The organism is Streptomyces drozdowiczii (genome assembly GCF_026167665.1).
Taxonomy (GTDB): domain Bacteria; phylum Actinomycetota; class Actinomycetes; order Streptomycetales; family Streptomycetaceae; genus Streptomyces; species Streptomyces drozdowiczii_A.
Map to the genome: position 1 here is coordinate 2,129,464 of NZ_CP098740.1, position 26,340 is coordinate 2,155,803.

A 26,340-nucleotide genomic window follows, 5' to 3' on the forward strand; every position below is an offset into this window, starting at 1 on the left:
AATCCTTGACGCCGACGTCAAGGCAAGGGCGTCAGACCTTGGTGAGCGAGGGCCGGTCCTCGCCGCCCTCGCGGGCCTCGGGGACGTACGGCTCGGCGGGGCCCTCGTCGCTGAGCATCTTCTCGTCGAAGGGGACCGCGCCGGAGAGGACCTGGCCGACCCGTTCGCGGTCGATCTCCTTGGTCCAGGTGCCGACGAGGACCGTGGCGACCGCGTTGCCCGCGAAGTTGGTCAGGGCGCGGGCCTCGCTCATGAAGCGGTCGATGCCGACGATCAGGCCGACGCCGTCGACCAGCTCGGGGCGGTGCGACTGGAGCCCGCCGGCCAGCGTGGCGAGACCGGCGCCGGTGACGCCCGCCGCGCCCTTGGAGGCGATGACCATGAAGACGAGCAGGGAGATCTGCTCACCGATGCTCAGCGGGTCGCCGGTGGCGTTGGCGATGAACAGCGAGGCCATCGTCAGGTAGATCGCGGTGCCGTCCAGGTTGAAGGAGTAGCCGGTCGGCACGGTGATGCCGACGACGGGCTTGCTGACGCCCATGTGCTCCATCTTCGCGATCAGCCGGGGCAGCGCCGACTCCGAGGAGGAGGTGGACAGGATCAGCAGGAACTCCCGGCCGAGGTACTTCAGCAGCGCGAAGATGTTGACCCCCGCGACCAGGCGCAGGATCGCGCCGAGCACCACGAAGACGAAGAGCGCGCAGGTGACGTAGAAGCCGATCATGATGACCGCGAGGGACTTCAGCGCGTCCACGCCGGTCTCGCCGACCACCGCGGCCATCGCGCCGAACGCGCCGATGGGCGCCGCCCACATGATCATGGCGAGGATGCGGAAGACGAGGCGCTGGATGTGCCCGATGCCGCGCAGCACCGGCTCTCCGGCCGAGCCCAGGGCCTGGAGCGCGAAGCCCGCGAGCAGGGCGATCAGCAGGGTCTGGAGGACCTCGCCCGCGGTGAAGGCGGAGACCAGGGTGGTCGGGATGATCCCGAGCAGGAAGTCCGTGGTGGACTCGCCGGCCCCCTCGGCCTGCTTCTCACCGGCGGCCCGGACCGCCTCGGTGATGTGGAGGCCGGAGCCGGGCTCCAGGATGTTGCCGACGATCAGGCCGATGGCCAGGGCGACCGTCGACATGACGAGGAAGTAGCCGAGGGCGAGGCCGCCGACGGCCCCGACCTTGGCGGCCTTGCGGACCGAGCCGACGCCCAGGACGATCGTGCAGAAGATGATCGGCGAGATCATCATCTTGATCAGGTTCACGAACCCGGTGCCGATGGGCTTCAGCTCGACGGCGGCGTCGGGGGCGACGAAGCCCACGAGGATGCCGAGGCCCACGGCCACGATCACGGCGAGATACAGATACTTCGTACGGTCCGGCTTGGCGCGTTCCGCTTCGGCGGCGTTCACTGCCACGGGGGTCTCCTCGGGTCGTCGTCGTCCCACCCCCGTGCCGGGGGCCCCGGCGACTATCCCGCCCGCTGTGACCCCGGTCACCGTTGCGTGCATTTCGTTCATACGTTTTCGGCCAGGCAGACTGGTCGGCATGCGTTTTCCCCGTACCCGACCGCGCAGCCTGGCCGGCCAGCTGTTCGCGTGGCAGGTGGTGCTGGTGGCGGCCGTCGTGGCGGGGTGCGCGTTCTTCGCGTACGTCTCCGGGCGCGGCCAGGCCGAGGAGACGGCGGCGCGGCAGGTGCGGGCGGTGGCCCTCTCGGTGGCCGGATCGCCGTCCGTCCGGGAGGCGATCCGCACCGACGACCCGTCCGCCGCGCTCCAGCCGTACGCGGAGCGGGTGCGCAAGGAGACCGGGATCGCCTTCATCACGATCATGAGCCCGGACCGGGTCCGCTGGACGCACCCGGACGCCGACCGCATCGGTGAGACCTTCCTCGGCCACACCGCCCGGGCGCTGCGCGGCGAGACCTTCACGGAGACGTACACCGGCACGCTCGGGCCCTCCATCCGGGTCGTCACCCCGGTCCGCGACGGCGGCCGGATCACCGGCCTGGTCAGCGCGGGCATCACGGTGGACCGGGTCTCCTCGCAGGTGCGGGCGCAGCTGGGCGCCCTGGCGCTGGCGGCGGGTGCGGCCCTGGTGCTCGGCGGGCTCGGCACGTACGTGATCAACGCGCGGCTGCGGCGGCACACGCACGGGATGAACGCGGCGGAGCTGAGCAGGCTGCACGATTACCACGAGGCGACCCTGCACGCGGTGCGCGAGGGGCTGCTGATGCTGGACGGGCAGCGCCGGATCGCCCTGATCAACGACGCGGGCCGGGACCTGCTCGGCCTGGCCCCGGGCACGGTGGGCCGCCGGGTCGCGGACCTCGATCTGCCGGCCCCGCTGACCGGGGCGCTGCTCGCCTCCGAGGAGCGGGTGGACGAGGTGCACCTGACGGCGGACCGGGTCATCGTCGTCAACACCCGCCCGGTGGTCGGCGGCGAGCGGCGCGGGACCGTGGTGACCCTGCGCGACCACACCGAGCTCCAGGCGCTCTCCGGGGAGCTGGACTCGGAGCGCGGTTTCACCCGGGCGCTGCGCTCCCAGGCGCACGAGGCGGCGAACCGGCTGCACACCGTGGTCTCGCTGATCGAGCTGGGCCGGGCGGACGAGGCGGTCGGCTTCGCCACGGCGGAGCTGGAGCTGGCCCAGGCGCTCACCGACCGGGTGGTGGGCGCGGTCGCCGAACCGGTGCTCGCCGCCCTGCTCCTGGGCAAGGCGGCGCAGGCGAACGAGCGGGGCGTGGAGCTGGTGCTCGCGGAGGACAGCCTCATCGACGACGGCGCGCTGCCCGCCTCGCTCCCCGCCCGCGACCTGGTGACGATCCTCGGCAATCTGATCGACAACGCGGTGGACGCGGTGACCCAGGAGGCGGCCGGGTCCGGGCAGCGCGGCCGGGTCGTGGTCACCGCGCTCGCCGAAGGGGGCGAACTGCTGCTGCGGGTCGCGGACAACGGGGCCGGGGTCGACCCGGCGGACGCGGCCGAGGTGTTCCGGGCGGGCTGGTCGACGCACGGCGCGGGGCGCGGCCTCGGCCTGGCCCTGGTCCGGCAGGCGGCGCACCGGAGCGGCGGGACGGTGGGCCTGGAGCAGGGGCCGGACGGGGGCGCGGTGTTCACCGTACGGCTGCCGCTGGCGGCGGGGGTGCGGGCGTGATCCGGGTGCTGGTTGTGGAGGACGACCCGGTCGCGGCGGACGCGCATCAGCTGTACGTGGGCCGGGTGCCGGGCTTCGCGGTGGCCGCCGTGGCGCACTCGCGCGCCGAGGCGGTCCGGGCGCTGGAGCGCACCCCGGTCGATCTGCTGCTCCTGGACCTCTATCTGCCCGACGGGCACGGGCTCCAGCTGCTGCGCTCGCTGCGGGCGGCCGGGCACGCGGCGGACGTGATCGCGGTGACCTCGGCCCGCGACCTGGGCGTGGTCCGGGAGGGCGTCTCGCTGGGCGTCGTGCAGTACGTGCTGAAGCCGTTCACCTTCGCCACGCTGCGGGACCGGCTCGTGCGGTACGCGGAGTTCCGGGCGGCGGCCGGTGAGGCGAGCGGGCAGGACGAGGTGGACCGGGCGCTCGCCGCGCTGCGGGCCCCGGAGCCGGCCCGGCTGCCCAAGGGGCTGAGCGGTCCCACCCTGGAGTCGGTGACCGGGGCGCTGCGGGCGGCCCCGGACGGTCTCAGCGCCTCGGCGGCGGGCCTGGAGCTGGGGATCTCGCGGATCACCGCGCGCCGCTATCTGGAGCACCTGGTGACGGCGGGGCGGGCGGTGCGCAGTCCGCAGTACGGGCAGGTGGGGCGGCCGGAACTGCACTACCGGTGGCGGCCGGAGGGGCGCTGAGACGCCCGGGGCGCTCCTAGGACCTTCCTACGAGCCGTGTTCTCGGGCGAACGCACCGTAGTCAGCGGAGCCCCCGCCTCCTTACGGTGTCCCCGTGCACCCCTCCCCTCCTTTCAACGCCCCCGCCGCGCGAAGACTCCGCGAGGCCCTGGGTATGGCTCCCGGCCATGTCGCCTATGGTCTCGGCGCTCAGTACGGACTACGGATCACCGCCGAGACGGTGACCGCCTGGGAGCGCGGGCTCGCGCTCCCCACGGAGTACGAACTCACCGCACTGGCCGGGGTGCTGTGGTGCGCCCCGGGCGAGCTGCTGACGGCCGCGCGCAGCCTGCGCGAGCACCGGGTCTCCCGGGCGCTGTCGCCGGACGAGCTGGCCGCCCGGCTGGGGATGGCCGCCTCCGCGTATCTGCGCATGGAGGAGTCGGGGCGGTGGCGGGGCAACGAGCGCCAGTCCGCCGCGCTGAGCGAGGCGCTGGGCCTGACGCCCGCGGACTTCGTGACGGCGACCGGGCGCGGGGAGGAGCTGGCGGAGCTGCTGCGCGGCGCGGTGACGACGCGGTGGCAGGCGTACAGCCGTCCGGTGGCCAAGCTGGTGCCGGTGGACCGGCGCAGGATCCAGGAGGCCCTGGAGCGGCTGCACGGCGACTACCAGGCGCTGATGGTCTCCACGCTGAGCTGGAGCAGCGCCGGCACGGACCGGCCGGGCAACACCGGTGAGGAGGGCCGGGCCTTCCTCACCGGGATCGTGCCCCGCTTCTGGGAGGCGGCCGGCCCTTCGGCGTAAGCCGCTCAGAAGACCGACTCGGCCTCGTGCATCCGGTCCAGCGGGACCGTCTTGAGCTGGGTGACCGCCTCGGCGAGCGGGACCATCACGATGTCGTTGCCGCGCAGCGCGGTCATCCGGCCGAAGTCGCCCCGGTGCGCGGCCTCCACCGCGTGCCAGCCGAAGCGGGTGGCGAGGACGCGGTCGTACGCGGTCGGGGTGCCGCCGCGCTGGACGTGGCCGAGGATGACCGGGCGGGCCTCCTTGCCGAGCCGCTTCTCCAGTTCGACGGCCAGCCGGTTGCCGATGCCCTGGAACCGCTCGTGCCCGAACTGGTCGATCTCGCCCTTGGCGTACGGCATCGAGCCCTCGGCCGGGTGCGCGCCCTCGGCGACGCAGATGACGGCGAACTTCTTGCCGCGCGCGAAGCGCTCCTCGACCATCTTGACCAGGTCGTCCACCTCGAACTTGCGCTCGGGGAGGCAGATGCCGTGGGCGCCGCCGGCCATGCCGGACTCCAGGGCGATCCAGCCCGCGTGGCGGCCCATCACCTCGACGACCATCACGCGCTGGTGGGACTCGGCGGTGGTCTTCAGACGGTCTATGGCCTCCGTCGCGACGCCCACGGCGGTGTCGAAGCCGAACGTGCGGTCGGTGGAGGAGATGTCGTTGTCGATGGTCTTCGGGACGCCGACGACGGGCATTCCGGCGTCCGCGAGCATCCGGGCGGCGGTCAGTGTGCCCTCGCCGCCGATCGGGATCAGCGCGTCCATGCCGTAACGCCGGCTCAGCTCGGCGCAGTTCTCGGCGGCCTCGCGCAGCCGGGCGCGCTCCAGGCGGGCCGAGCCGAGGATGGTGCCGCCGCGGGCGAGGATGCCGCTGACCGCGTTGAGGTCGAGGGGCCTGAAGTGGCCGTCGAGGAGGCCCTTGAAGCCGTCCTCGAAGCCGATGACCTCGTCGCCGTGGCCGACGACGGCCCGGTGGACGACCGAACGGATCACTGCGTTCAGGCCGGGGCAGTCGCCGCCTGCGGTGAGAACTCCGATGCGCATCCTGTTCCGTCTCCTGCTCGCTGGGCCCGTCCGTTTTGGCATCCGGAACGGGGGCTTCTACCGCTTGCCCCGTACCGTGAGTCACGACGAGTGTCCCACGCCGGGCGCGCGGCTCGCGCTCCCGCCCGGTCCGGCGCCGCCTGCGCGCGCCTCCGCGGGGCAGTCGTCCGGCGGGCGGCCCCTGTGCCCCACGGGTATCGTCAAACGGGCGATTACCACTCGAACCGGGCACCATACCGGACCAGAGACGACGGGAGAGCACGCGTGACGCGCAGCGTGTACGTGACCGGGATCGACCGGGGAGACGGCCGCCAGGTCGTGGACCTGGGCGTCATGGAGCTGCTGACCCGCCAGGTGGACCGGGTCGGGGTGTTCCGCCCCCTGGTCCACGACGACCCGGACCGGCTGTTCGAGCTGCTGCGGGCCCGCTACCGGCTCTCCCAGGACCCGGGCACGGTCTACGGGATGGACTACCACGAGGCGTCCGCGATCCAGGCCGAGCAGGGCACCGACGAACTCGTCTCCCGGCTGGTCGAGCGCTTCCACCAGGTGGCCGTCGACTACGAGGTGGTCCTCGTCCTCGGCACCGACTACGCCGCCACCCAGCTCCCCGACGAGCTGGCGCTCAACGCCCGCCTGGCCAACGAGTTCGGCGCCTCGGTGATCGCGGTCGTCGGCGGCAAGGACCAGAACGCCGAGTCGGTGCGCGCGGAGACCCGCAACGCGTACCGGGCGTACTCCGGCCTGGGCTGCGACGTGCTCGCGATGATCGTGAACCGGGTAGCCCCCGCCGACCGGGACGTCGTCGCGGAACGCCTCGCCGCGACCCTGCCGGTCCCCTGCTCGGTGCTGCCGGACGACCCCGCCCTCTCGGCGCCGACGGTCGCCCAGATCACCGCGGCCCTGGACGGCACGGTGCTCCTCGGCGACGACTCGGGGCTCGCCCGGGACGCGCTCGACTTCGTCTTCGGCGGCGCGATGCTGCCGAACCTGCTGAAGGCGCTGACCCCGGGGTGCATGGTGGTGACCCCCGGGGACCGCGCGGACCTGGTGGTCGGCTCGCTCGCCGCGCACAGCGCCGGGACGCCGCCGATCGCCGGGGTGCTGCTGACCCTGGACGAGCGGCCCGGCGAGGAGATACTCACGCTGGCCGCGCGGCTCGCGCCGGGCACCCCGGTCGTCTCGGTGGCCGGCGGCTCCTTCCCCACCGCCGCGGAACTCTTCGCCCTGGAGGGCAAGCTCAACGCGGCGACCCCGCGCAAGGCGGAGACCGCGCTCGGCCTCTTCGAGCGCCATGTCGACACCGCCGCCCTCCTGGACCGGGTCTCGGTCGCCCGCAGCGGCCGGGTCACGCCGATGATGTTCGAGCACGAGCTGCTGGAGCAGGCGCGCGCGGACCGGCGCCGGGTGGTGCTGCCGGAGGGCACCGAGGAGCGCGTGCTGCGCGCGGCGGACGTGCTGATGCGCCGGGACGTCTGCGACCTCACGCTGCTCGGCGACCCGGACACCATCCGCAAGAAGGCCGCCGACCTCGGCATCGACCTGGCCGAGACCCAGCTCATCGACCCGCAGACCTCGGAGCTGCGCCAGTCGTTCGCCGAGCGGTACGCACAGCTGCGGGCGCACCGCGGGGTGACGGTCGAGCTGGCGTACGACGTGGTCTCGGACGTCAACTACTTCGGCACCCTGATGGTCCAGGAGGGCCTGGCCGACGGAATGGTCTCCGGCGCGGTGCACTCCACGGCGGCGACCATCCGGCCCGCCTTCGAGATCATCAAGACGAAGCCGGACGCCTCGATCGTCTCGTCGGTCTTCTTCATGTGCCTCGCCGACAAGGTGCTGGTGTACGGCGACTGCGCGGTCAATCCGGACCCGGACGCCGAGCAGCTCGCGGACATCGCGGTGCAGTCCGCCGCCACGGCCGCCCGCTTCGGCGTCGAGCCCCGGATCGCGATGCTGTCGTACTCGACGGGGACCTCGGGCACCGGCGCCGACGTGGACAAGGTGCGCGAGGCGACGGACCGGGTGCGCGGGAGCCGCCCGGACCTGAGGATCGAGGGGCCCATCCAGTACGACGCGGCGGTCGAGCCGAGCGTGGCCGCGACCAAGCTGCCGGGCTCCGAGGTGGCCGGGCAGGCGACGGTCCTGATCTTCCCGGACCTGAACACCGGCAACAACACGTACAAGGCCGTGCAGCGCTCGGCGGGCGCGGTGGCGGTGGGGCCGGTCCTCCAGGGGCTGCGCAAGCCGGTCAACGACCTGTCCCGGGGCGCGCTCGTGCAGGACATCGTGAATACCGTGGCCATCACCGCGATCCAGGCCCAGGGCGAGGAGTGACCCGCATGACCACCCCGAACACCGAAGACGCGGCGGCGGCCGGGAAGCCGAGCCGGGTGCTCGTGCTCAACTCCGGCTCGTCCTCCGTGAAGTACCAGCTGCTCGACATGGACGACCGCTCCCGGCTGGCGTCCGGGCTCGTCGAGCGGATCGGCGAGGAGACCTCCCGGCTCGTGCACACCCCGCCGGCCGGGGGCGGCGAGCCCCGGGAGCGCACGGGCCGGATCGCCGACCACGACGAGGCGCTGAAGGCGGCGGCCGAGGAGCTGGCGGCCGACGGGCTCGGCCTGGACTCCCCCGATCTCGCGGCGATCGGGCACCGGGTGGTGCACGGCGGGCTGCGGTTCACCGAGCCGACCGTGGTCACCGACGACGTGCTCAAGGAGATCGAGCGGCTGGTCCCGGTGGCGCCGCTGCACAACCCGGCCAACATCACGGGCATCCGCACCGCCCAGGCGCTCCGCCCGGACCTGCCGCAGGTGGCGGTGTTCGACACGGCGTTCCACACGACGATGCCGGAGTACGCGGCGCGGTACGCGATCGACGTGGAGACGGCCGACGCCCACCGCATCCGCCGCTACGGCTTCCACGGCACCTCGCACGCGTACGTCTCCCGCAGGGCGGCCGAGCTGCTGGGCAAGGAGCCGGCGGACGTCAACGTCATCGTGCTGCACCTGGGCAACGGGGCGTCCGCCTCGGCGGTCGCGGGCGGCCGGTGCGTGGAGACGTCGATGGGCCTGACCCCCTTGGAGGGGCTGGTGATGGGTACCCGGTCCGGGGACATCGATCCGGCCGTCACCTTCCATCTGAAGCGGGTGGCGGGGATGTCGGCGGACGAGATCGACGTCCTGCTCAACAAGAAGAGCGGCCTGGTGGGGCTCTGCGGTGACAACGACATGCGGGAGATCCGGCGCCGGGTGGACGAGGGCGACGAGCGTGCGGCGCTCGCCTTCGACATCTACGTCCACCGGCTGAAGAAGTACATCGGCGCCTATGCGGCGGTCCTCGGCCGGGTGGACGCGGTGGTCTTCACGGCGGGGGTGGGCGAGAACTCCGCCCCGGTGCGCGAGGCTGCCATCGCCGGTCTGGAGGAGCTGGGCCTCGCGGTGGACGCGGATCTCAACGCCGTACGGTCCGGCGTACCGCGGCTGATCTCGCCGGATTACGCACGGGTCGCGGTCGCCGTGGTGCCGACCGACGAGGAGCTGGAGATCGCCACCCAGACCTTCGCACTGGTCGACAACTGAGCGGGCCTCCGCCCTTTTGTATCTTCCACCAGCCGGAATATTCCGCAGCGAAACAAACCGATAGGATCCGCCTCATGCGCCGTTCCAAAATCGTCTGCACCCTCGGCCCCGCCGTCGACTCCCACGAGCAGCTCGTCGCTCTGATCGAGGCCGGCATGAGCGTGGCCCGTTTCAACTTCAGTCACGGCTCCCACGCGGAACACCAGGGTCGTTACGACCGGGTCCGCAAGGCCGCCGCCGAGACCGGGCGGGCGGTCGGCGTGCTCGCCGACCTCCAGGGCCCGAAGATCCGCCTGGCGAAGTTCGCCGAGGGTCCGGTCGAGCTGGTCCGCGGGGACGAGTTCGTCATCACCGCCGAGGACGTCCCCGGGGACAAGTCGATCTGCGGCACGACCTACAAGGGCCTGCCCGGTGACGTCGCCAAGGGCGACCCGATCCTGATCAACGACGGCAACGTCGAGCTGAAGGTCGTCTCCGTGGAGGGCCCCCGGGTCCACACCATCGTCATCGAGGGCGGGGTGATCTCCGACCACAAGGGGATCAACCTGCCGGGTGCCGCGGTCAACGTCCCGGCCCTGTCCGAGAAGGACGTCGAGGACCTGCGCTTCGCGCTCCGGATGGGCGCCGACATGGTCGCGCTCTCCTTCGTCCGCGACGCCAACGACGTCAAGGACGTCCACAAGGTGATGGACGAGGAGGGCCGCCGGGTCCCCGTCATCGCCAAGGTGGAGAAGCCGCAGGCCGTCGAGCACATGGAGGGCGTCGTCATGGCGTTCGACGGTGTGATGGTCGCCCGTGGCGACCTCGCCGTCGAATACCCGCTGGAGCGCGTCCCGATGGTGCAGAAGCGCCTGGTGGAGCTGTGCCGGCGCAACGCCAAGCCGGTGATCGTGGCGACCCAGATGATGGAGTCGATGATCACCAACTCCCGTCCGACCCGCGCCGAGGCGTCCGACGTCGCCAACGCGATCCTGGACGGCGCGGACGCGGTCATGCTCTCCGCGGAGTCCTCGGTCGGCGCGTACCCGATCGAGACGGTCAAGACCATGTCGAAGATCGTGGTCGCCGCCGAGCAGGAGCTGCTTTCCAAGGGCCTCCAGCCGCTGGTGCCGGGCAAGAAGCCCCGTACGCAGGGCGGTTCGGTGGCCCGCGCGGCCTGCGAGATCGCGGACTTCCTGGGCGGCGAGGCGCTGGTCGCCTTCACCAAGTCCGGTGACACCGCCCGCCGGCTGTCCCGCTATCGCGCGGCCCAGCCGATCCTGGCCTTCACCACGGACGAGTCCACCCGCAACCAGCTGGCGCTCAGCTGGGGCGTCGAGGCCCACGTCGTCCCGCACGTGGACAACACGGACGCGATGGTCGACCTGGTCGACTCGGAGCTGTTGAAGCTCGGCCGCTACAACACGGGCGACACGATGGTCATCACGGCCGGCTCGCCCCCCGGGGTCCCCGGCACCACCAACATGGTCCGCGTCCACCACGTCGGCGGCCAGGACCAGGGCTGACGCACGGCGCGCGGGCGGTGCCCCCGGTTCCGGAACTCTCCGGGACCGGGGGCACCGCCCTTTTGGTGCCATGCCACCAGGCGCGTCAGGCGCCGTCCTGGGTGAAGTAGTTGTGCAGTCCCGGGACCGTCAGGGTGCCGCCGAACTGGCCGGCCTGGGTGACCTTCACCTTGGTGAAGAAGGCGAACGGGACGTTCAGCGGGGGCGGGGTCTCCGGGCTGAAGGTGATCGGGATGAGGCCGAAGAGGTTGCCCTTCAGCTCCTCCGTGTACATCGTCACCGTGCCGTTGCGGATCGTGGAGGTGGAGCCCTTCCGCGCCTGCACGTGGCCGGTGGTCCCGGGCATCGGGCCGGTCGTCAGCTGGTGCAGGTCCTTGATGTCGATCGAGGACGCGGTGAACTTCAGCACCTTCTTGGTGGTGTTGCCCGCCCGTACCTCCACGATGCCCTTGTAGTCGAGCCCGTTCAGGGTGAGCAGCGAGCTCTCCAGGATCCACGGGTCGGTGGGCAGGTTCGGGATGCCCGGCTCCGCCTTCGCGTTGGCCAGGGCCTCCGGGTCCGCGGTGGGGCACGGGAACGGCTCCTTGGCGCCGTCCGGGATGTCCTCGTCCTTCTTGGCGTCGGTGCCCTTGACGTCCTCGTCCAGCTCCTCGACCGTGCGGCCCGCCTTGCCGGCCGCGTCGCGGATGGCCTCGGTGGTCTTGTCGGCCGTGTCCTTCGCGGTGTCCTTCGCCGCGTCGGTGGCCTTGTCCGCGGTCCGGTCCTCGGAGTCCTCGGTGTCCGCGGTCGCGGACGGCTTCGGGGACGCCGTGGTGGGGCTCGGGGACGGGCTCGCCGTCTCCTTGTCCTTGTCGCCGTCGAAGAGGTCCTTGAGCGCGTCGCCGAGGCCCAGCGGGTCGAGCGGGTTCGTCGTCTTCGTGGGCGACGGCGTGGCGGCCGGGGTCTCGGCCGGGGCGGTGTCGGTGCTCTTCTTCGCGGTGTCGGTGCTCTTCTTCGCGGTGTCGGTGCTCTTCGCGGTGTCGGTGCTCTTCTTCGCGGTGTCGTCCGCGGAGCCCGTGGCCGTGGGCTTCGGGGCCGCCTCGCCGGTCGTCCCCGGCGTCGGCTTCGCGCTCTCGCTCGTGGCGGGGGACGGCGTCTTCGACGCGGAGGGCGTCGGGTCCGCCGACTCGCTCGGCTCGTCGGAGCGCGTGACGCAGGGGCCGGGCGCGAAGGGGATGTCCGTGGAGTCGTCGGCCATCGCCAGCCGGGGCGTGAGGCCCATCCCGACGAAGACCGCCGTCGGCATCGCGGCGAGCGCGAACGCCTTCTTGCCCGCGGGCATGTGGAGCTTCGTCAGCAGCGACTTCCTGGGGGCGGCGTGGCGGGGGCCTCTGCGTTCCCGGGTCCCGTTCTCGTCCGCACCGTTCATCTGCTCGTCGTCACCCCGCACGGTGCCTCCCGCCCTCGGCCTCGACCGTGGTGTCGTACGGGGCCTGCGGCTGCTCGGGAACACCGGCCCCGTGGAGCGCGCCCTCCGGGAACGGCTCGTCCTTCGCGAACGGGACGGTCTCCGGGGCCGCTTCGGCGGGAGCGGGCTCCTCGGCCGCCGGCGGTACGCCCGGGGCCCAGGCCACGGAGAGCGCGCCGCCGAGCAGGGCGAAGACGAAGCCGATCAGGAAGCCGCCGATGTTGGCGACGGGTATGGAGATGAGGGCCAGCAGAATCGCCGCGACACCGGCGAACACGCGGACGATGCTGTGGAACCACATCGTCAGGCCCAGCGTGACGAGCAGGACACCGATGATCAGCGAACCGGCGCCGGCCGTGGTGGACATCGCCAGCGTCACGTTGCCGAGGTGCATGTTCGCGTACGGGAAGTACATGATGGGCACGCCGCCCAGCATGGTGAACAGTCCGGCCCAGAACGGCCGGTCACCCCGCCAGGTGCGGAAGCCTCGCCGGGCGACGGAGAGGTAGTGCTCGTTCTGCCCTTGGGATTCGGGGCTCATGGAAAACAGCTCCCTGGGAACCGGTACTGCTGTGAGAAAGAGAAGGGTGGGCGGCCGGGGACCCGTGATGCGCCCCCGGCCGCCCGGGCTAGTGCCCTAGTAGCACTCGTCGACGCCCTTGGACAGCCCAAGGTGCAGACCCGGCAGCTTGAACGTTCCTGCCGTGGTGGCCCACGCCTGCTGCTTGACGCCCGTCAGCTTGGCGGTCTCGGCGCGCTGCGCGAACCCGTTCGGGTTGACGTACTTCCCGGCCTTGGGCTGGATGCCCGGGTCGCTCAGCTGGCCCGCGCCCACACCGATGTCGATGTTGCCGAACTCGGCGTCACCGCTGAGGTCCGAGACGTCGAGGTAGAGGCCGGTCGCGTCGACCAGCTTGTCCTCTCGGGCCTTGCCCGTGGCATTGCCCGGGTCGCCGGCGGTGAGCCTCAGCGTCACGCTGCCCAGCCCGAACGGCAGGTTGGGCGTGACGACCGACTGGCACATCTTGGTGATGGTGGCGTGACGGAACCCGGAGACGGCCACGGCGTGCGCCTTGCCCGGCTTCGTGGGGTCGGCGCCGTCCTCGGTCGCGATGCTGCCGTACTGGACGAAGCCCTGGCCGTTCAGCTCCTGCGCCGTGACCTTGAACTCCTGGCCCGACACGCTGAAGGACGCGGCGAGCGCGCCCTGGGCCAGACCGACGCCGACGGCGGCGGTGGCTATGACGCTCGGCACCATGACGACAGCGAAACGCTTCCATCTCGTGCCACCGCGAACCTGGGAACTCATACTTTTCCTCCTTCTCGGACGTACATCTCCGGTCAGGCATCCTGCCCGACCTGGGATGGGAGAAGTGCTACGTCCTCGGAAAGGAGAGCGCCCGCGTACGGAGGCTGTACCGCGTCCGCATCACCGGCGATCACCCCCGAGCGACAACCACGGGTCGCGCGTGTGCGCGACCTGATCGGACAGGCCCTGCCGGCCGGCAGGAACCCCCCTGTCCGGAGCCGGCGCCACTGCCGCCGACCCGCCCGGTGGGGACCCAACGGAGCCGCCGCTCCCGACTGGCAGTCGGACTGGCGTTATTGGACCGAGCGTGGCCGATCGTGGTCCATTCCCGGCCGGGACACAAGGGGGTTCGTTACTCGCTGGTAACGCCCTCATAACCGGGCCACGACCTGCTGGCACCGAGCGGCCACACAGGGTTGCCCCGGACCAACGGACGAAAAGGAGGAAGAGGGAGCGAAACAGGGCAGATCGCAAAGATCGATTTACTGCGAGTAACAGGCCGTGCTTTTATCAAGATTTGGTAAAGCGGGGCCCACTCTTATCGCCTGATCGCGAAAACGGCCGCGGCGCCCGGAGGCGGCCGCGGCCGTGTTGTCAGTTCGGCACAATCGGTTCGGACAGACCGGATCAGAACAGGACGCGTGCGAGCGCGGTGCGCGCGGCACCGACCCTCGGGTCCTCCGGGCCGATCACCTCGAAGAGGTCGAGCAGCCGCAGCCGGACCCGGTCGCGGTCCTCACCGAACGTCCGGCGCACGGTCTCGACCAACCGCCCGAAGGCGTCCTCGACATGGCCGCCGACGAGGTCCAGGTCGGCCGCCGCCAGCTGCGCGTCCGCGTCGGCCGGCTTCTCCGCCGCCTCCGCGCGCACCTTCTGCGGGTCCGTCGCCTGCACCCGGGACAGCAGCTCGGCCTGAGCGAGGCCCAGCTTCGCCTCGGTGTTGGCCGGGTCGTCGGACAGCACGTTCTTGTACGCCTGCACGGCGCCCGCGAAGTCGTTGGCGTCCAGCGCCCGGGCGGCCGCCTCGAGCAGGGAGTCGTACGGACCGGCCGGGACCGGGGCCGCCGCCTGGGTCGGCTCGCCCGCCGCCGACGGGTCCACCGCGATACCGGTCAGGCCGAAGCGCTCCTCGCCGACCTGGATCAGCTGGTCCAGGGTCTGCCGGATCTGGGCCTCGGGGGCCGCGCCCTGGAAGAGCGGCAGCGCCTGGCCGGCGACGACCGCGAAGACCGCCGGGATGCCCTGGATGCCGAACTGCTGCATCAGCATCTGGTTGGCGTCGACATCGACCTTGGCCAGCAGGAAGCGGCCGTTGTACTCGTGGGCCAGGCGCTCCAGGAGCGGGCCCAGCTGCTTGCACGGCTCGCACCACTCGGCCCAGAAGTCGATGACGACGGGCACTTCGGCGGAGCGCTGGAGGACGTCGTTCTCGAAGCCCGCCTCGTTGACGTCGATCACGAGGGAGGACGCGGGGACGGCCGCGGGGCCGCCCTGGCGTGCGGACTCGGCGCGCGCCTGCTCCGCCTTCGCCTTGGCCTCTCCGGCCGCCTTCACCGCGGCGAGGTCGACGACGCCGCTCATGGACATGTTTCTGGGCTGCATGCGTACATCCTCCCCCTTCGGTGCGCGGTTCCGGAAAGCGATACGTGAACCGCGCCCGTCCGCGACCCCCGCCGGTGTGCGGGGTGGACGGACAGACACGGTTGTGAGGCCCCTGAAAGACCCGGTTCGGCACCCGGTCCCCACCCGGCGCCTGTGGCTGTCGTTCGTTCGTGGCGTCCACGACGGTCCGGACCGTCGCCTTACGCTACGACCCGTAGCGTAACTGGCCACGCCCCCTCACGCACAAGAGTGTTCGGTGATCTGTCTCACGGCTTCGGGGGCCGGTCGGATTTACTTACTGGCGGGTATGGTCTCGGCATGCTCAGCCGCCCCCATCCCAAACCCGCACGATCGGGACGCCCGCGCAGCGCCGAGGCCGACGAGGCGATCCTGGAGGCGACCAGAGCCTCGCTGGTGGACCTCGGCTGGTCGAAGCTGACCATGGGCGACGTGGCGACGCGGGCCGGGGTCGCCAAGACGACCCTCTACCGGCGCTGGGCGGGCAAGAACGAACTGGTCGTGGACGCGGTGGCGGTGCTCTTCGACGAGCTGGAGATGCCGGACCTGGGCAGCCTGGCCGCCGATGTGGAGGCGGTCGTGCTCCAGTTCGCCGCGCTGCTCGACCGGCCGGAGACCCGGACCGCGCTGATGGCGGTGGTCGCCGAGTCGACGCGGGACGAGGCGCTGCGGGCCCGTATCCGCGACTCGATCGTCAACCGGCAGAAGCGGCTCGTGCTCCAGGGCCGGCGGCGGGCGCAGGAGCGCGGCGAGCTGCCCGTCGAGCCGGACGAGGCCACGGCGGACCTGACGGCGGACCTGATCTTCGATGTGATCGCCGGTGCGGTGGTGCACCGGACGCTGGTGAGCGCCGAGCCCGTCGATGCCGACTGGGCCCGGCGCTTCACGCTGCTGCTGCTGGCGGGGCTGGGCGCGGCCGCCGGACAGCCGGTACGTCAGAAGCCCGCGGGCTCCGTGTAGACGCCCCACTCGTCGCGCAGGACGCCGCAGATCTCGCCGAGGGTCGCCTCCGCGCGGACCGCGTCCAGCATCGGCGCGATCATGTTGGAGCCGTCGCGGGCGGCGGCCAGCATCGCGTCGAGGGCGGTCTTCACCCGGGCGTCGTCGCGGGCCTCCTTGCGGCCGGCGAGGACGCGGACCTGCTCGCGCTCGACCTCGTGGCTGACCCGCAGGATCTCCAGGTCACCGGTGACCGAGCCGTGCGCCGTGTTGACGCCGACGACCTTCTTGTCGCCCTTCTCCAGGGACTGCTGGTAGCGGAACGCGGACTCCGCGATCTCGCCGGTGAACCAGCCGTCCTCGATGCCGCGCAGGATGCCGGAGGTGATCGGGCCGACCGGGTGCTGCCCGTCGGGGTGGGCCCGGGTGCCGCGCTCCTTGATCTGCTCGAAGATCTTCTCGGCGTCGGCCTCGATGCGGTCGGTGAGCTGCTCCACGTACCAGGAACCGCCCAGCGGGTCGGCCACGTTGGCGACGCCGGTCTCCTCCATCAGCACCTGCTGGGTGCGCAGCGCGATCTCGGCGGCCTGCTCGGAGGGGAGCGCCAGGGTCTCGTCGAGGGCGTTGGTGTGCAGCGAGTTGGTGCCGCCGAGGACGGCGGACAGGGCCTCGACGGCGGTGCGTACGACGTTGTTGTACGGCTGCTGCGCGGTGAGGGAGACCCCGGCGGTCTGGGTGTGGAAGCGCAGCCACTGCGCCTTGTCGGTCTTCGCGCCGTACGTCTCCTTCATCCAGCGGGCCCAGATCCGGCGGGCGGCGCGGAACTTGGCGATCTCCTCGAAGAAGTCGAGGTGCGCGTCGAAGAAGAAGGACAGGCCGGGCGCGAAGGTGTCGACGTCGAGGCCGCGGGAGAGGCCCAGCTCCACGTAACCGAAGCCGTCGGCGAGGGTGTACGCCAGCTCCTGCGCGGCCGTCGCCCCGGCCTCGCGGATGTGGTACCCGGAGACGGAGAGCGGCTTGTACGCGGGGATGGAGGCGGCGCAGTGCTCCATCAGGTCCCCGATGAGGCGCAGATGGGGCTCGGGCTGGAAGAGCCACTCCTTCTGCGCGATGTACTCCTTGAAGATGTCCGTCTGGAGCGTGCCGTTGAGGACGGCCGGGTCGACGCCCTGGCGTTCGGCGGCGACCAGGTACATGCAGAAGACCGGGACGGCCGGGCCGCTGATCGTCATCGACGTCGTGACGTCACCGAGCGGGATGTCCTTGAACAGGACCTCCATGTCGGCGGCGGAGTCGATGGCGACGCCGCAGTGGCCGACCTCGCCGAGCGCGCGGGGGTCGTCGGAGTCGCGGCCCATCAGCGTCGGCATGTCGAAGGCCACGCTGAGCCCGCCGCCGCCGGCGGCCAGGATCATCTTGTAGCGCTCGTTGGTCTGCTCGGCGTTGCCGAAGCCCGCGAACTGGCGGATGGTCCAGGTGCGGCCCCGGTATCCGGTCGGGTGGAGGCCCCGGGTGAAGGGGTACTCGCCGGGCCAGCCGATCCGCTCGAAGCCCTCGTACGCGTCTCCGGGGCGGGGGCCGTAGACGGGCTCCACCGGGTCCCCGGACAGCGTGGTGAAGTCCGCGTCACGCTTGCGGGCCTTGTCGTAACGGGCCTGCCAGCGTTGGCGGCCTTCCTCGATCGCGTCAGCGTCCATACCCATCAATTTACTAGGACGTCCTAGTAAAAGTCGATGACAAACCGCCCGGCGCTTCGCGCGGGGCGGTTCGGAGGTGTCAGACGTTCGCGGGGGCCGCGGGCGTCGCGTCGGCGACCAGCGGCTCGACCTCGCGGACGACCTTGCGCTCCACGAAGAACGCGGCCGTCGGGATCGTGCCCGAGAGGAGCACCCAGGCCAGCTTGCCCAGCGGCCACTTCGCCTTGGAGCCCAGGTCGAAGGCGAAGATCAGGTAGATGATGTACAGCACGCCGTGGATCTGGGAGACGACGAGCGTCAGGCCCTCGCCCTTGTCGAAGCCGTATTTGAAGATCATGCACACGCAGAGGATCAGCAACATGACGGCGGTGACGTAAGCCATCACCCGGTATCGGGTCAGCACACTGCGTTTCATGCCAACGAGCGTAACCGGACGTCCGGGGCGATCTTGCAGCGGGCCGGACACCGGAACCGCGTCTCTCAGATCTCCTCGAAGTCCTGCGCGGCGATGCGCAGGGGCCGCAGCAGGGCGAAGATCTCGGCGCACTCCTCGGCGTCGTACGCCCCGAGTCCGAACTCCATCGCGACCAGGTCCCGGGTGGCCGATTCCACCACCTCGCGGCCCTTGTCGGTGATCGAGGCCAGCGTGCCCCGGCCGTCGTTCGGGTTCGGGCGCTTGTCGACCAGGCCGGAGCGCACCAGCCGGTCCACCGTGTTCGTCACGGACGTCGGGTGGACCATCAGCCGCTCGCCGATCTTGGACATCGGCAGCTCGCCCGCCTTGGAGAAGGTGAGCAGCACCAGCGCCTCGTACCGCGCGAAGGTCAGTCCGTACGGCTTGACGACGGCGTCGACCTCGGAGAGCAGGATCTGCTGCGCCCGCATGATCGAGGTGATCGCCGCCATGGACGGGACCGGGCCCCAGCGCTGCTGCCAGAGCTCGTCGGCGCGGGCGATGGGGTCGAAGGGGAGACTGAGCGGCTTCGGCACGGCCACGACCTTACCCATGGGGAACTTGGCGGTCCTCCCCGTCTCGCACTTCGGTCCGGGACCCGATAACGGGTGCGGGTACGGGTGCCGCACCGCGGGCACCGTCCGGACTTCTTCTCGGTGCCGGAATGAGGGGAGCCCCCGCCGGACGTTCCGGGGGGGCTCCGCGTACGTGCGTGCGGCGGGTCAGTCCGCGAGGTACCGCTCGACGGTCTCCACCTTGGAGGTGAGCCCGTCCGTGACGCCGGGGCGGATGTCCGCCTTCAGGACCAGCGAGACCCGCCCGGCGCGCGCCTCCACGGCGGCCACGGCGCGCTTGACGACGTCCATGACCTCGTCCCACTCCCCCTCGATGGAGGTGAACATCGCGTCCGTGCGGTTGGGCAGACCCGACTCGCGGACGACCCGGACGGCGTCGGCGACGTACTCGCCGACGTCCTCGCCGACCCCGAGCGGGCTGACGGAGAAGGCGACGATCATGCGCTGACCGTGCCTTCGCGGCGGGCCCGGGCGGCGATGACGCTGTCCGCCTCATAGCGCTTGAGCACCTTGTCCCCGTACAGGCCGCCGAACGGCAGCACGCACAGCAGGAAGAAGAACGCGACGCGCTTCAGCGGCCACTTGGTCTTCGCCCACACGTCGAGCAGCAGCACGACGTAGATCACGAAGAGCACGCCGTGCAGCATGCCCAGCGGCATCATCAGGAAGTCGATGTCGGAGACCCGGCTCAGCACCGAGCCGAAGAGGATCAGCGCCGGGAAGGACAGCGCCTCGGGAATCGAGATGAGGCGCAGCCGGTGCAGGGCGGTAGCGGTCTTGATGTCCACGGGGGCACCTTCGGTGGGAGGGTCGTGACAGCTTGTGAACGCACGCACAAGCGGCACCCATTGTGACATCGCGGGCGGGCGCCCCGGGCGCCGGGTACTGGCCCCCTGTTCCGGTGGCGGTCGCTGCGGCTATTTTCGCCGGGTGGCAATGTTCCGGCTCGAGGGAAACAAGACGCTCGCCGTCGATCTGGCAGGCGATGCCGTCAAGGCGAAGAACGGCTCGATGGTCGCGTACGAGGGCCAGATGACGTTCAAGAAGATGACGGGCGGCGGTGAGGGACTGCGCGGGATGGTGACCCGCAGGCTGACCGGTGAGTCGATGGCGGTGATGCAGGTCTCCGGGCAGGGCACCTGCTATTTCGCGGACCGGGCGAGCGAGATCAACCTCGTCACGCTGCACGGCGACAAGCTGTACGTCGAGGCGAGCAATCTGCTCTGCACCGACGCCGGGCTGCGCACCGGCACCACGTTCACCGGCCTGCGCGGCGGCGCGACGGGCAACGGCCTGTTCACCACCACCGTGGAGGGGACGGGGCAGGCGGCGATCATGTCGGACGGCACGGCCGTGGTGCTGCGGGTCTCCCCGCAGTACCCGCTGTTCGTGGACCCGGGCGCGTACATCGCCCACCAGGGCAACCTCCAGCAGAACTTCCAGTCCGGGGTGAACTTCCGGACGCTGATCGGCGAGGGCTCCGGTGAGTCCTTCCAGATCCGGTTCGAGGGCGACGGACTGGTCTACGTGCAGCCCAGCGAGCGGAACACGATCGGGGGGAACGTCTGATGCCGTTCCGTGAGATCAACTCGAAGATGGTCGAGGCCACGGTGGTCCCCGGCCAGAAGATGTTCAGCCAGCGCGGGGCGATGCTCGCGTACCGGGGTGAGGTGGCGTTCACGCCGAACATCCAGGGCGGCCAGGGCGGCATGATGTCGATGATCGGCCGCCGCCTGGCGAACGAGGCGACCCCGCTGATGACGGTCGAGGGCAACGGCACGGTGATGTTCGGCCACGGCGGCCACCACATCCAGGTGATCACCCTCTCCGGGGACACCCTCTATGTGGAGGCGGACCGGCTGCTCGCCTTCGACGGCACGCTCCAGCAGGGCACGATGTTCATGGGCTCGCAGGGCGGGGTCATGGGCATGGTGCGCGGCCAGGTGACCGGGCAGGGCCTGTTCACCACGACGCTCCGGGGGCACGGCTCGGTGGCCGTGATGGCGCACGGCGGGGTGATCGAGCTGCCGATCGCGCCGGGCCGCGACGTGCACGTCGACCCCCAGGCGTACGTCGCCCACCACGGCGACGTACGCAACAAGCTCTCCACCGCGCTCGGCTGGCGCGAGATGGTGGGCCGCGGCTCGGGCGAGGGCTTCCAGCTGGAGCTGAGCGGCAGCGGTGCGGTGTACGTCCAGGCGTCGGAGGAGAAGCTGTGAACGGGCCCGTGGTCTTCGACCCGATGACGCTGCCGGCGGACGACAACGTCAACGCGTACACCTTCTGTGTGGAGCTCAAGGGGAGCCAGTGGTTCCTCCAGAAGGGCAAGATGATCGCCTACTACGGGCAGATCAACTTCGACGGCATCGGGCACGGCCGCTTCGAGCGGCTGGTCCGCTCCAGCTTCCACTCGCCGCTGCACGCGAGCGACTGGGTGGTGGCCGAGGGCAGCGGCAAGATGCTGCTCGCGGACCGGGCGTTCGATGTGAACTCCTACGACCTGGACGACGGGAACCTGACCATCCGGTCCGGCAACCTGCTCGCGTACCAGCCTTCGCTGGCGCTGAAGCAGTCGATCGTGCCCGGGTTCCTGACGCTGATCGGCACGGGCAAGTTCGTCGCCGCGTCCAACGGTCCGGTGGTCTTCATGGAGCCCCCGCTGCGGGTGGACCCGCAGGCGCTGGTCGGCTGGGCGGACTGCCCCTCCCCCTGCCACCACTACGACCACGGCTACATGACCGGCCTGCTGGGCGGGCTGCGCGGGCTGACCGGGATCGGCGGCGCCTCCGGCGAGGAGCACCAGTTCGAGTTCGTCGGCGCCGGTACGGTGCTGCTCCAGTCCTCCGAGGCGCTGATGGCCGAACAGCCGACGGGGGCGGTGCCGCAGCAGGCGGGGGTGCCGGGTGGGGGTGCCGGGCCGGGGCAGACGCCCCGGGCGCCCGGTCAGCTGGGGGACCTCCAGCGTCGCTTCGGTTTGTGAACGGTAGTCTGCGGAGTGTGACGTCGAACGTCTGCGCCCCGGTGCGGGCCGCCCGTGCGGGCGGTGCGGTGCCGGGTGTCACATCCCCACACTTCGTCCGGCTTTCAACTTCTTAGGTAGAATCCATACATGGAGACCGAGACGGCCACCCGCTGGCTGAGCGACGCCGAGCAGTGCACCTGGCGCACCCACCTGGACGTCAGCAGGTTGCTGACCCACCAGCTGGAGAAGGACCTCCAGCCGTTCGGGCTGACCATGAACGACTACGAGATCCTCGTCAACCTCTCGGAGTCCGAGGACCGCCGGATGCGGATGAGCGACCTCGCGGGGGCGACCCTGCAATCCAAGAGCCGGCTCTCGCACCAGATCACGCGCATGGAGAGCGCGGGTCTTGTGCGGCGGGAGAACTGCGAGTCGGACCGGCGGGGGTTGTACGCGGTCCTCACGGACGAGGGCCTGGAGACGATGCGGAGGGTGGCGCCGCACCATGTCGCGTCCGTGCGCCGCCACTTCATGGATCTGCTGTCGGCGGAGGCGCTGGCGGAACTGCGCGCGGCGCTGACGCCGGTGGCGGAGCATTTGCGGGGGCAGCGGTAGGTAGGGAGGGTGGTGCGGGTGCGGGTGCGGGTGCGGGTGCGGTGCGGGTGCGGTGCGCCTGCGGCGGGCCTGTTCCCCTACCCGCCCCTTCCCGAAACCGGGGCGCTGCCCCGGACCCCGCTGCTCAATCGCCGCAGGGGCTGTTTTGCGCGCCTCCCGCGATTGAGGAACGGGGGTGCGGGGGCGGCGCCCCCGCGTCCTGGAGGGCCGGGAGCCGTAGCTCGAAGCGGGTACCCGACACCGTGAGGGTTCCGCCGTGGTGCGTGGCCACGTCTCGGGCGATGGCCAGGCCCAGGCCCGCCCCGCCGTCGTCCCGGGCCCGCGCCTCGTCCAGCCGGACGAAGCGTTCGAAGACGCGCTCCCGCTCCGCATCCGGCACCCCGAACCCGTCGTCCGTGACGGCGACGACCACCTCGTCGGCGTCCCGGACCACCGTGACGGACACCGAACGCACCGCGTGCCGCTGCGCGTTGTCCAGCAGGTTGCCGAGGACCCTGGCCAGGCGGGCGCGCGAACCGGCCACGTCGAGGCCGCCGTCCCGTACGCCGCCCTTTACGGACACCGCGACCGGGACGCGGTCGCCGACGCGCTGGGAGACCTCCTCGCGGACCAGCGCCCCCAGGTCGAGCCGCGAGAGCCCCGCCCGCTCCCCCGCGTCCAGCCGGGCCAGCAGCAGCAGGTCCGCGGCGAGGGCCTGGAGGCGCACGGTGTCCGCGACTGCGCCGGGCACGTCCAGCAGCTCCGGGTGCGCGGCGCCCACCTCCAGCTGGGTGCGCAGCGAGGCGATCGGGCTGCGCAGCTCGTGCGAGGCGTCGGCCACGAAGCGCCGCTGGCGGCCGACGGACTCCTCCAGCGCGGCGAGGGTCTCGTTGGTCGTACGGGCCAGCCTCGCGACCTCGTCACGGGAGCCCGGTTCCGGCACCCGCCGGGCCAGGTCCTCGGAGGCGGTGATCGCCGCCATCTCGCGCCGGATGCCCTCCACCGGGCGCAGGGCCCGCCGGGTCACCAGCCAGGTCACCCCGGCGACGACCAGGAGCACCACGGGCAGCCCCGCCAGCATCGCGGAGCGCACGCTGTCCACGGCCCGCTGCTCGGCGGCGAGCGGGGCGCCCGCGTGCACCGTCAGGGTGCGCCCGGCCGGGTCCGTGACCTCGACCGCGGCGAACCGGTAGTCGGCGCGGTCGCCGTCCACGGTGGCGGTGCCGTTGCCGAAGTCCGGTTCGTCGGTGGAGACCTCGCCCCGGCCCGGGTCGTCGTCGTCCCGGTCGTCATCGGTGTCCGTCGCCGCCCCCGCCGGGGCGACCCGGTCCGTGCCGGTGCCGGATATCGCCTCCAGGTCCTTGGATACGGCGACCACGCGCCCGTCCTCGTCGGTGACCTGGACCGGGTGCTCCTCCTCGTCGCCCGTGTCCAGCTCGGCGTACGGCACGCCGAGGGCCAGCTGTCCGGCGACCTCCCTGGCCGCGACCTCGGCCTGGAGGCCCGCCTGGTCGGTGAGGTTGGCGCGCAGGACGAGCAGAACGGCGAGCCCGGCGGCACCCAGGGCGAGGGCGACGACCACGGTGGCGCCGAGCGCGGCCCTGGCCCGTACCGACCTCACAGCGCCGCCAGCCGGTAACCGGCGCCCCGCACCGTGCGGATGGCGGCCGCGCCGAGCTTGCGGCGCAGGGTGCTGACGTACACCTCGACGATGTTCGGGTCGCCGTCGTACGCGAAGTCCCAGACGTGCTCCAGGATCTCCGCCTTGCTCACCACCTGCCCGGCGCGCAGGGCGAGTTGTTCGAGCACCGCGAACTCCTTGGCCGTCAGGGCGATCTCCTCGCCGCCGAGGTGCACCCGGCGGGCCGCGGTCTCCATCCGCAGCGCGCCCACGGTGACCACCGGCGAGCCGGTGCCGCCCCGGCGGCGCAGCAGGGCGCGGACCCGGGCGACCAGCACCACGTAGCTGAACGGCTTGGTCAGGTAGTCGTCGGCGCCCGTGTCCAGGCCCTCCGCCTCGTCGTACTCGCCGTCCTTCGCGGTCAGCATCAGCACCGGTACGTCGTGGCCGGCGGCGCGCAGGGCGGCGCAGACGCGGTAGCCGTTCATCCCGGGCAGCATGATGTCGAGAATCACCAGGTCGTACGCGCCCTCCGTCGCCCGGTGCAGGCCCTCGGCCCCGTCGTGCACGACGTCCACGGCGAATCCCTCGGCGGTGAGCCCCCGGGCCAGGGAGATCGCCAGCCGCTTCTCGTCCTCCACGATCAACAGGCGCATGCGCCCAGCGTCCCAAACGGAAGCTGAAGACGGTTTCAGGTGGCTTCAGGCTGCGTTCAGCATCGGCCGTCCAGTGTGGGGGCCGTATCGACGGTTCGCATCGATTCCGGGAGGAACTCTCATGAAGCGCAAGATCGTCATCGGTGTGGTGGCCGCGGCCGTGCTCGTCGGGGGCGGGACGGCGACCGCTGTCGCCCTCGCGGACGACGACGGCCGCGACGGGGGCGGTACGGAGCGTGCGGCCGCCTCACCGGCCGCGATCGGCAAGGCGGCGGTGCCCGGCACGGTGACCGAGGCGGAGCTCGACGAGGAGGACGGGCGGCTTGTCTGGGAGCTGGAGGTGTACGGCTCCGACAAGGTGTGGCACGACGTGACGGTGGACGCGGGGAGCGGGAAGGTCGTCGGGAGCCGGGTGGACCGGGACGAGGACGGGCGCGGGGTGCCTCGGGGTGGGGTCGTGTCGTTGGAGGAGGCGGTGAAGGCGGCGACGGGGGGCTGAGCCCGGGGCGGTGCGCCTGCGGCGGGCCTTGTCCCCTACCCGCCCCTTCCCGAAACCGGGGCGCTGCCCCGGGCCCCGCTGCTCAAACGCCGCAGGGGCTGGATTTCGGGGCTCCGCCCCGGACCCCGCGCCTCAAGCGCCGGCGGGCTGGAGTTGCCTTCTCTGCCGCACGTCCGCGGCGGCGGGAGCGAAAATCAAGCCCCTCCGGCGATTGAGGAGCGGGGGTGCGGGGGCAGCGCCCCCGTCAGCCCTCGCCCGTCAGTCCCGCCACCAGTTCGTCCGCCGCCGCGTACGGGTCGAGGCGGCCGGCCACGATGCGTTCGGCCAGGGCGTCCAGGCGGCGGTCGCCGTGCAGGGAGCCGATGCGTTCGCGGAGGCGGGTGACCGCGATCGTCTCGACCTCGCGGGCGGCGCGGGCGGCACGGCGTTCGCCGAGGACGCCGTGCTCCTCCATCCAGGCCCGGTGCTTCTCCAGTGCCTCGACCACCTCGTCGACGCCCTCGCCCCGGGCGGCGACCGTCTTCACGATCGGCGGGCGCCAGTCGCCGGGGCTCCGGGACTCCCCGAGGCCCAGCATGTGGTTCAGCTCGCGGGCGGTGGCGTCCGCGCCGTCCCGGTCCGCCTTGTTCACGACGTACACGTCGCCGATCTCCAGGATGCCCGCCTTCGCGGCCTGGATGCCGTCGCCCATGCCGGGGGCGAGGAGGACGACCGAGGTGTCGGCCTGCGAGGCGATCTCCACCTCGGACTGGCCGACGCCCACGGTCTCCACCAGGATCACGTCGAAGCCCGAGGCGTCCAGCACCCGGATCGCCTGCGGGGCCGCCCAGGCGAGGCCGCCGAGGTGGCCGCGGGTCGCCATGGAGCGGATGTAGACGCCCGGGTCGGAGGCGTGGTCCGACATCCGGACCCGGTCGCCGAGCAGCGCCCCGCCGGAGAACGGCGAGGACGGGTCGACGGCGAGCACCGCGACCCGCCTGCCCTGCTTCCGGTACGCGGAGACGAGCGCCGACGTCGACGTGGACTTGCCGACGCCGGGCGAGCCGGTCAGGCCGACCACGTACGCGCTGCCCGCCAGCGGCGCCAGGGCCGCCATCACCTCGCGCAGCTGCGGCGATGCCCCCTCCACCAGGGAGATGAGCCGGGCCACCGCCCGGGGTCCGCCCGCGCGGGCCTGCTCCACCAGGGTGGGGACGTCCACCATCACCGCTCCGTTCCGCTCGCCGCTCGTTCTCGTACC

The 26,340-nt window shown here is 71.7% G+C and carries 26 protein-coding genes; 12 read left to right on the forward strand and 14 right to left on the reverse strand.

From position 1 onward, the window contains the following. Positions 1 to 31 precede the first annotated feature (31 nt). Positions 32 to 1,405, reverse strand: coding sequence for a cation:dicarboxylate symporter family transporter (locus NEH16_RS09370; protein ID WP_265547118.1), 1,374 nt, complete (start codon positions 1,403 to 1,405; stop codon positions 32 to 34). A gap of 136 nt (positions 1,406 to 1,541) precedes the next feature. Between NEH16_RS09370 and NEH16_RS09375 the strand changes: the two genes are divergently transcribed. The 3 genes from NEH16_RS09375 (at position 1,542) to NEH16_RS09385 (ending at position 4,607) form a co-directional block, all read left to right on the forward strand. Then, complete coding sequence (locus NEH16_RS09375; RefSeq protein WP_265541001.1) at positions 1,542 to 3,152, forward strand: sensor histidine kinase; 1,611 nt, start codon at positions 1,542 to 1,544, stop codon at positions 3,150 to 3,152. Then, complete coding sequence (locus tag NEH16_RS09380; RefSeq protein ID WP_073963873.1) at positions 3,149 to 3,823, forward strand: response regulator; 675 nt, start codon at positions 3,149 to 3,151, stop codon at positions 3,821 to 3,823. The genes NEH16_RS09375 and NEH16_RS09380 overlap by 4 nt, the downstream gene beginning before the upstream one ends. 154 nt (positions 3,824 to 3,977) lie before the next feature. Beyond that, entirely contained in the window at positions 3,978 to 4,607 is a 630-nt protein-coding gene (locus tag NEH16_RS09385; RefSeq protein ID WP_073963874.1) for a helix-turn-helix domain-containing protein, read from the forward strand. A 5-nt stretch (positions 4,608 to 4,612) separates the two neighbouring features. On the opposite strand, the gene NEH16_RS09390 is transcribed toward NEH16_RS09385, so the two are convergent. Beyond that, the gene (locus NEH16_RS09390) at positions 4,613 to 5,638 is read right to left on the reverse strand and encodes an ATP-dependent 6-phosphofructokinase (protein WP_265541004.1); all 1,026 of its coding nucleotides are present in this window, start codon (positions 5,636 to 5,638) and stop codon (positions 4,613 to 4,615) included. Between the two features lie 264 nt (positions 5,639 to 5,902). On the opposite strand from NEH16_RS09390, the gene pta reads away from it, so the two are divergent. The 3 genes from pta to pyk all read left to right on the forward strand — a co-directional run bounded on the left by pta (position 5,903) and on the right by pyk (position 10,727). Next, positions 5,903 to 7,975: a phosphate acetyltransferase gene (pta, locus tag NEH16_RS09395; protein WP_265541006.1), complete on the forward strand. Its 2,073-nt coding sequence runs from the start codon at positions 5,903 to 5,905 to the stop codon at positions 7,973 to 7,975. Positions 7,976 to 7,980: 5 nt separating this feature from the next. Next, positions 7,981 to 9,222, forward strand: a complete 1,242-nt coding sequence (locus NEH16_RS09400; RefSeq protein ID WP_265541008.1) for an acetate kinase — start codon at positions 7,981 to 7,983, stop codon at positions 9,220 to 9,222. Between the two features lie 74 nt (positions 9,223 to 9,296). Then, positions 9,297 to 10,727 carry a pyruvate kinase gene (gene pyk / locus NEH16_RS09405; RefSeq protein WP_073963878.1) on the forward strand — a complete coding sequence of 477 codons (1,431 nt, stop codon included), beginning with the start codon at positions 9,297 to 9,299 and terminating at the stop codon, positions 10,725 to 10,727. Positions 10,728 to 10,812: 85 nt separating this feature from the next. Here pyk and NEH16_RS09410 read toward each other — a convergent pair whose 3' ends face one another. The 4 genes from NEH16_RS09410 to NEH16_RS09425 form a co-directional block, all read right to left on the reverse strand. Continuing rightward, positions 10,813 to 12,156 (reverse strand): hypothetical protein, encoded by a 1,344-nt coding sequence (locus NEH16_RS09410; RefSeq protein WP_265541009.1) that lies wholly within the window; start codon positions 12,154 to 12,156, stop codon positions 10,813 to 10,815. Continuing rightward, positions 12,146 to 12,715, reverse strand: coding sequence for a DUF6114 domain-containing protein (locus NEH16_RS09415; protein WP_265541011.1), 570 nt, complete (start codon positions 12,713 to 12,715; stop codon positions 12,146 to 12,148). Before NEH16_RS09415 ends, NEH16_RS09410 begins: the two co-directional genes overlap by 11 nt. Before the next feature lie 96 nt (positions 12,716 to 12,811). Next, positions 12,812 to 13,432 carry a DUF6230 family protein gene (locus tag NEH16_RS09420; protein WP_073963881.1) on the reverse strand — a complete coding sequence of 207 codons (621 nt, stop codon included), beginning with the start codon at positions 13,430 to 13,432 and terminating at the stop codon, positions 12,812 to 12,814. A 678-nt stretch (positions 13,433 to 14,110) separates the two neighbouring features. Then, the gene (locus NEH16_RS09425; RefSeq protein ID WP_265541013.1) at positions 14,111 to 15,085 is read right to left on the reverse strand and encodes a tetratricopeptide repeat protein; all 975 of its coding nucleotides are present in this window, start codon (positions 15,083 to 15,085) and stop codon (positions 14,111 to 14,113) included. 318 nt (positions 15,086 to 15,403) lie between these two features. Between NEH16_RS09425 and NEH16_RS09430 the strand changes: the two genes are divergently transcribed. Next, entirely contained in the window at positions 15,404 to 16,063 is a 660-nt protein-coding gene (locus NEH16_RS09430; RefSeq protein ID WP_265541015.1) for a TetR/AcrR family transcriptional regulator, read from the forward strand. Here the strand turns inward: NEH16_RS09430 and NEH16_RS09435 are convergent. The 5 genes from NEH16_RS09435 to NEH16_RS09455 form a co-directional block, all read right to left on the reverse strand. Then, a complete protein-coding gene (locus tag NEH16_RS09435) occupies positions 16,039 to 17,739 on the reverse strand; it encodes an acyl-CoA mutase large subunit family protein (protein WP_265541017.1) in 1,701 nt (566 codons plus the stop codon). The genes NEH16_RS09430 and NEH16_RS09435 overlap by 25 nt on opposite strands. 79 nt (positions 17,740 to 17,818) lie before the next feature. After that, positions 17,819 to 18,154: a DUF3817 domain-containing protein gene (locus NEH16_RS09440; RefSeq protein WP_037785884.1), complete on the reverse strand. Its 336-nt coding sequence runs from the start codon at positions 18,152 to 18,154 to the stop codon at positions 17,819 to 17,821. Between the two features lie 65 nt (positions 18,155 to 18,219). Beyond that, positions 18,220 to 18,729, reverse strand: a complete 510-nt coding sequence (locus NEH16_RS09445) for a MarR family winged helix-turn-helix transcriptional regulator (protein ID WP_073964851.1) — start codon at positions 18,727 to 18,729, stop codon at positions 18,220 to 18,222. Positions 18,730 to 18,915: 186 nt separating this feature from the next. Continuing rightward, entirely contained in the window at positions 18,916 to 19,209 is a 294-nt protein-coding gene (locus NEH16_RS09450) for an MTH1187 family thiamine-binding protein (RefSeq protein ID WP_030971479.1), read from the reverse strand. Further along, positions 19,206 to 19,556: a DUF3817 domain-containing protein gene (locus NEH16_RS09455; protein WP_018102592.1), complete on the reverse strand. Its 351-nt coding sequence runs from the start codon at positions 19,554 to 19,556 to the stop codon at positions 19,206 to 19,208. The genes NEH16_RS09450 and NEH16_RS09455 overlap by 4 nt, the downstream gene beginning before the upstream one ends. A gap of 148 nt (positions 19,557 to 19,704) precedes the next feature. Between NEH16_RS09455 and NEH16_RS09460 the strand changes: the two genes are divergently transcribed. The 4 genes from NEH16_RS09460 to NEH16_RS09475 all read left to right on the forward strand — a co-directional run bounded on the left by NEH16_RS09460 (position 19,705) and on the right by NEH16_RS09475 (position 22,345). Further along, positions 19,705 to 20,337 (forward strand): AIM24 family protein, encoded by a 633-nt coding sequence (locus NEH16_RS09460; RefSeq protein ID WP_073963885.1) that lies wholly within the window; start codon positions 19,705 to 19,707, stop codon positions 20,335 to 20,337. Beyond that, positions 20,337 to 20,987, forward strand: coding sequence for an AIM24 family protein (locus tag NEH16_RS09465; protein WP_073963886.1), 651 nt, complete (start codon positions 20,337 to 20,339; stop codon positions 20,985 to 20,987). Before NEH16_RS09460 ends, NEH16_RS09465 begins: the two co-directional genes overlap by 1 nt. Further along, positions 20,984 to 21,748: an AIM24 family protein gene (locus NEH16_RS09470; RefSeq protein WP_265541021.1), complete on the forward strand. Its 765-nt coding sequence runs from the start codon at positions 20,984 to 20,986 to the stop codon at positions 21,746 to 21,748. Before NEH16_RS09465 ends, NEH16_RS09470 begins: the two co-directional genes overlap by 4 nt. A gap of 129 nt (positions 21,749 to 21,877) precedes the next feature. Continuing rightward, positions 21,878 to 22,345 carry a MarR family winged helix-turn-helix transcriptional regulator gene (locus NEH16_RS09475; RefSeq protein WP_073963888.1) on the forward strand — a complete coding sequence of 156 codons (468 nt, stop codon included), beginning with the start codon at positions 21,878 to 21,880 and terminating at the stop codon, positions 22,343 to 22,345. Between the two features lie 124 nt (positions 22,346 to 22,469). Here NEH16_RS09475 and NEH16_RS09480 read toward each other — a convergent pair whose 3' ends face one another. Together NEH16_RS09480 and NEH16_RS09485 are read right to left on the reverse strand one after the other, a co-directional pair. Further along, positions 22,470 to 23,945, reverse strand: coding sequence for a sensor histidine kinase (locus NEH16_RS09480; protein WP_265541023.1), 1,476 nt, complete (start codon positions 23,943 to 23,945; stop codon positions 22,470 to 22,472). Continuing rightward, a complete protein-coding gene (locus NEH16_RS09485; RefSeq protein WP_265541025.1) occupies positions 23,942 to 24,601 on the reverse strand; it encodes a response regulator transcription factor in 660 nt (219 codons plus the stop codon). Before NEH16_RS09485 ends, NEH16_RS09480 begins: the two co-directional genes overlap by 4 nt. 121 nt (positions 24,602 to 24,722) lie before the next feature. On the opposite strand from NEH16_RS09485, the gene NEH16_RS09490 reads away from it, so the two are divergent. Beyond that, positions 24,723 to 25,100: a PepSY domain-containing protein gene (locus NEH16_RS09490; RefSeq protein WP_265541027.1), complete on the forward strand. Its 378-nt coding sequence runs from the start codon at positions 24,723 to 24,725 to the stop codon at positions 25,098 to 25,100. 244 nt (positions 25,101 to 25,344) lie between these two features. Here NEH16_RS09490 and meaB read toward each other — a convergent pair whose 3' ends face one another. Next, positions 25,345 to 26,304: a methylmalonyl Co-A mutase-associated GTPase MeaB gene (gene meaB / locus NEH16_RS09495; protein ID WP_265541029.1), complete on the reverse strand. Its 960-nt coding sequence runs from the start codon at positions 26,302 to 26,304 to the stop codon at positions 25,345 to 25,347. Positions 26,305 to 26,340: the final 36 nt, after the last annotated feature.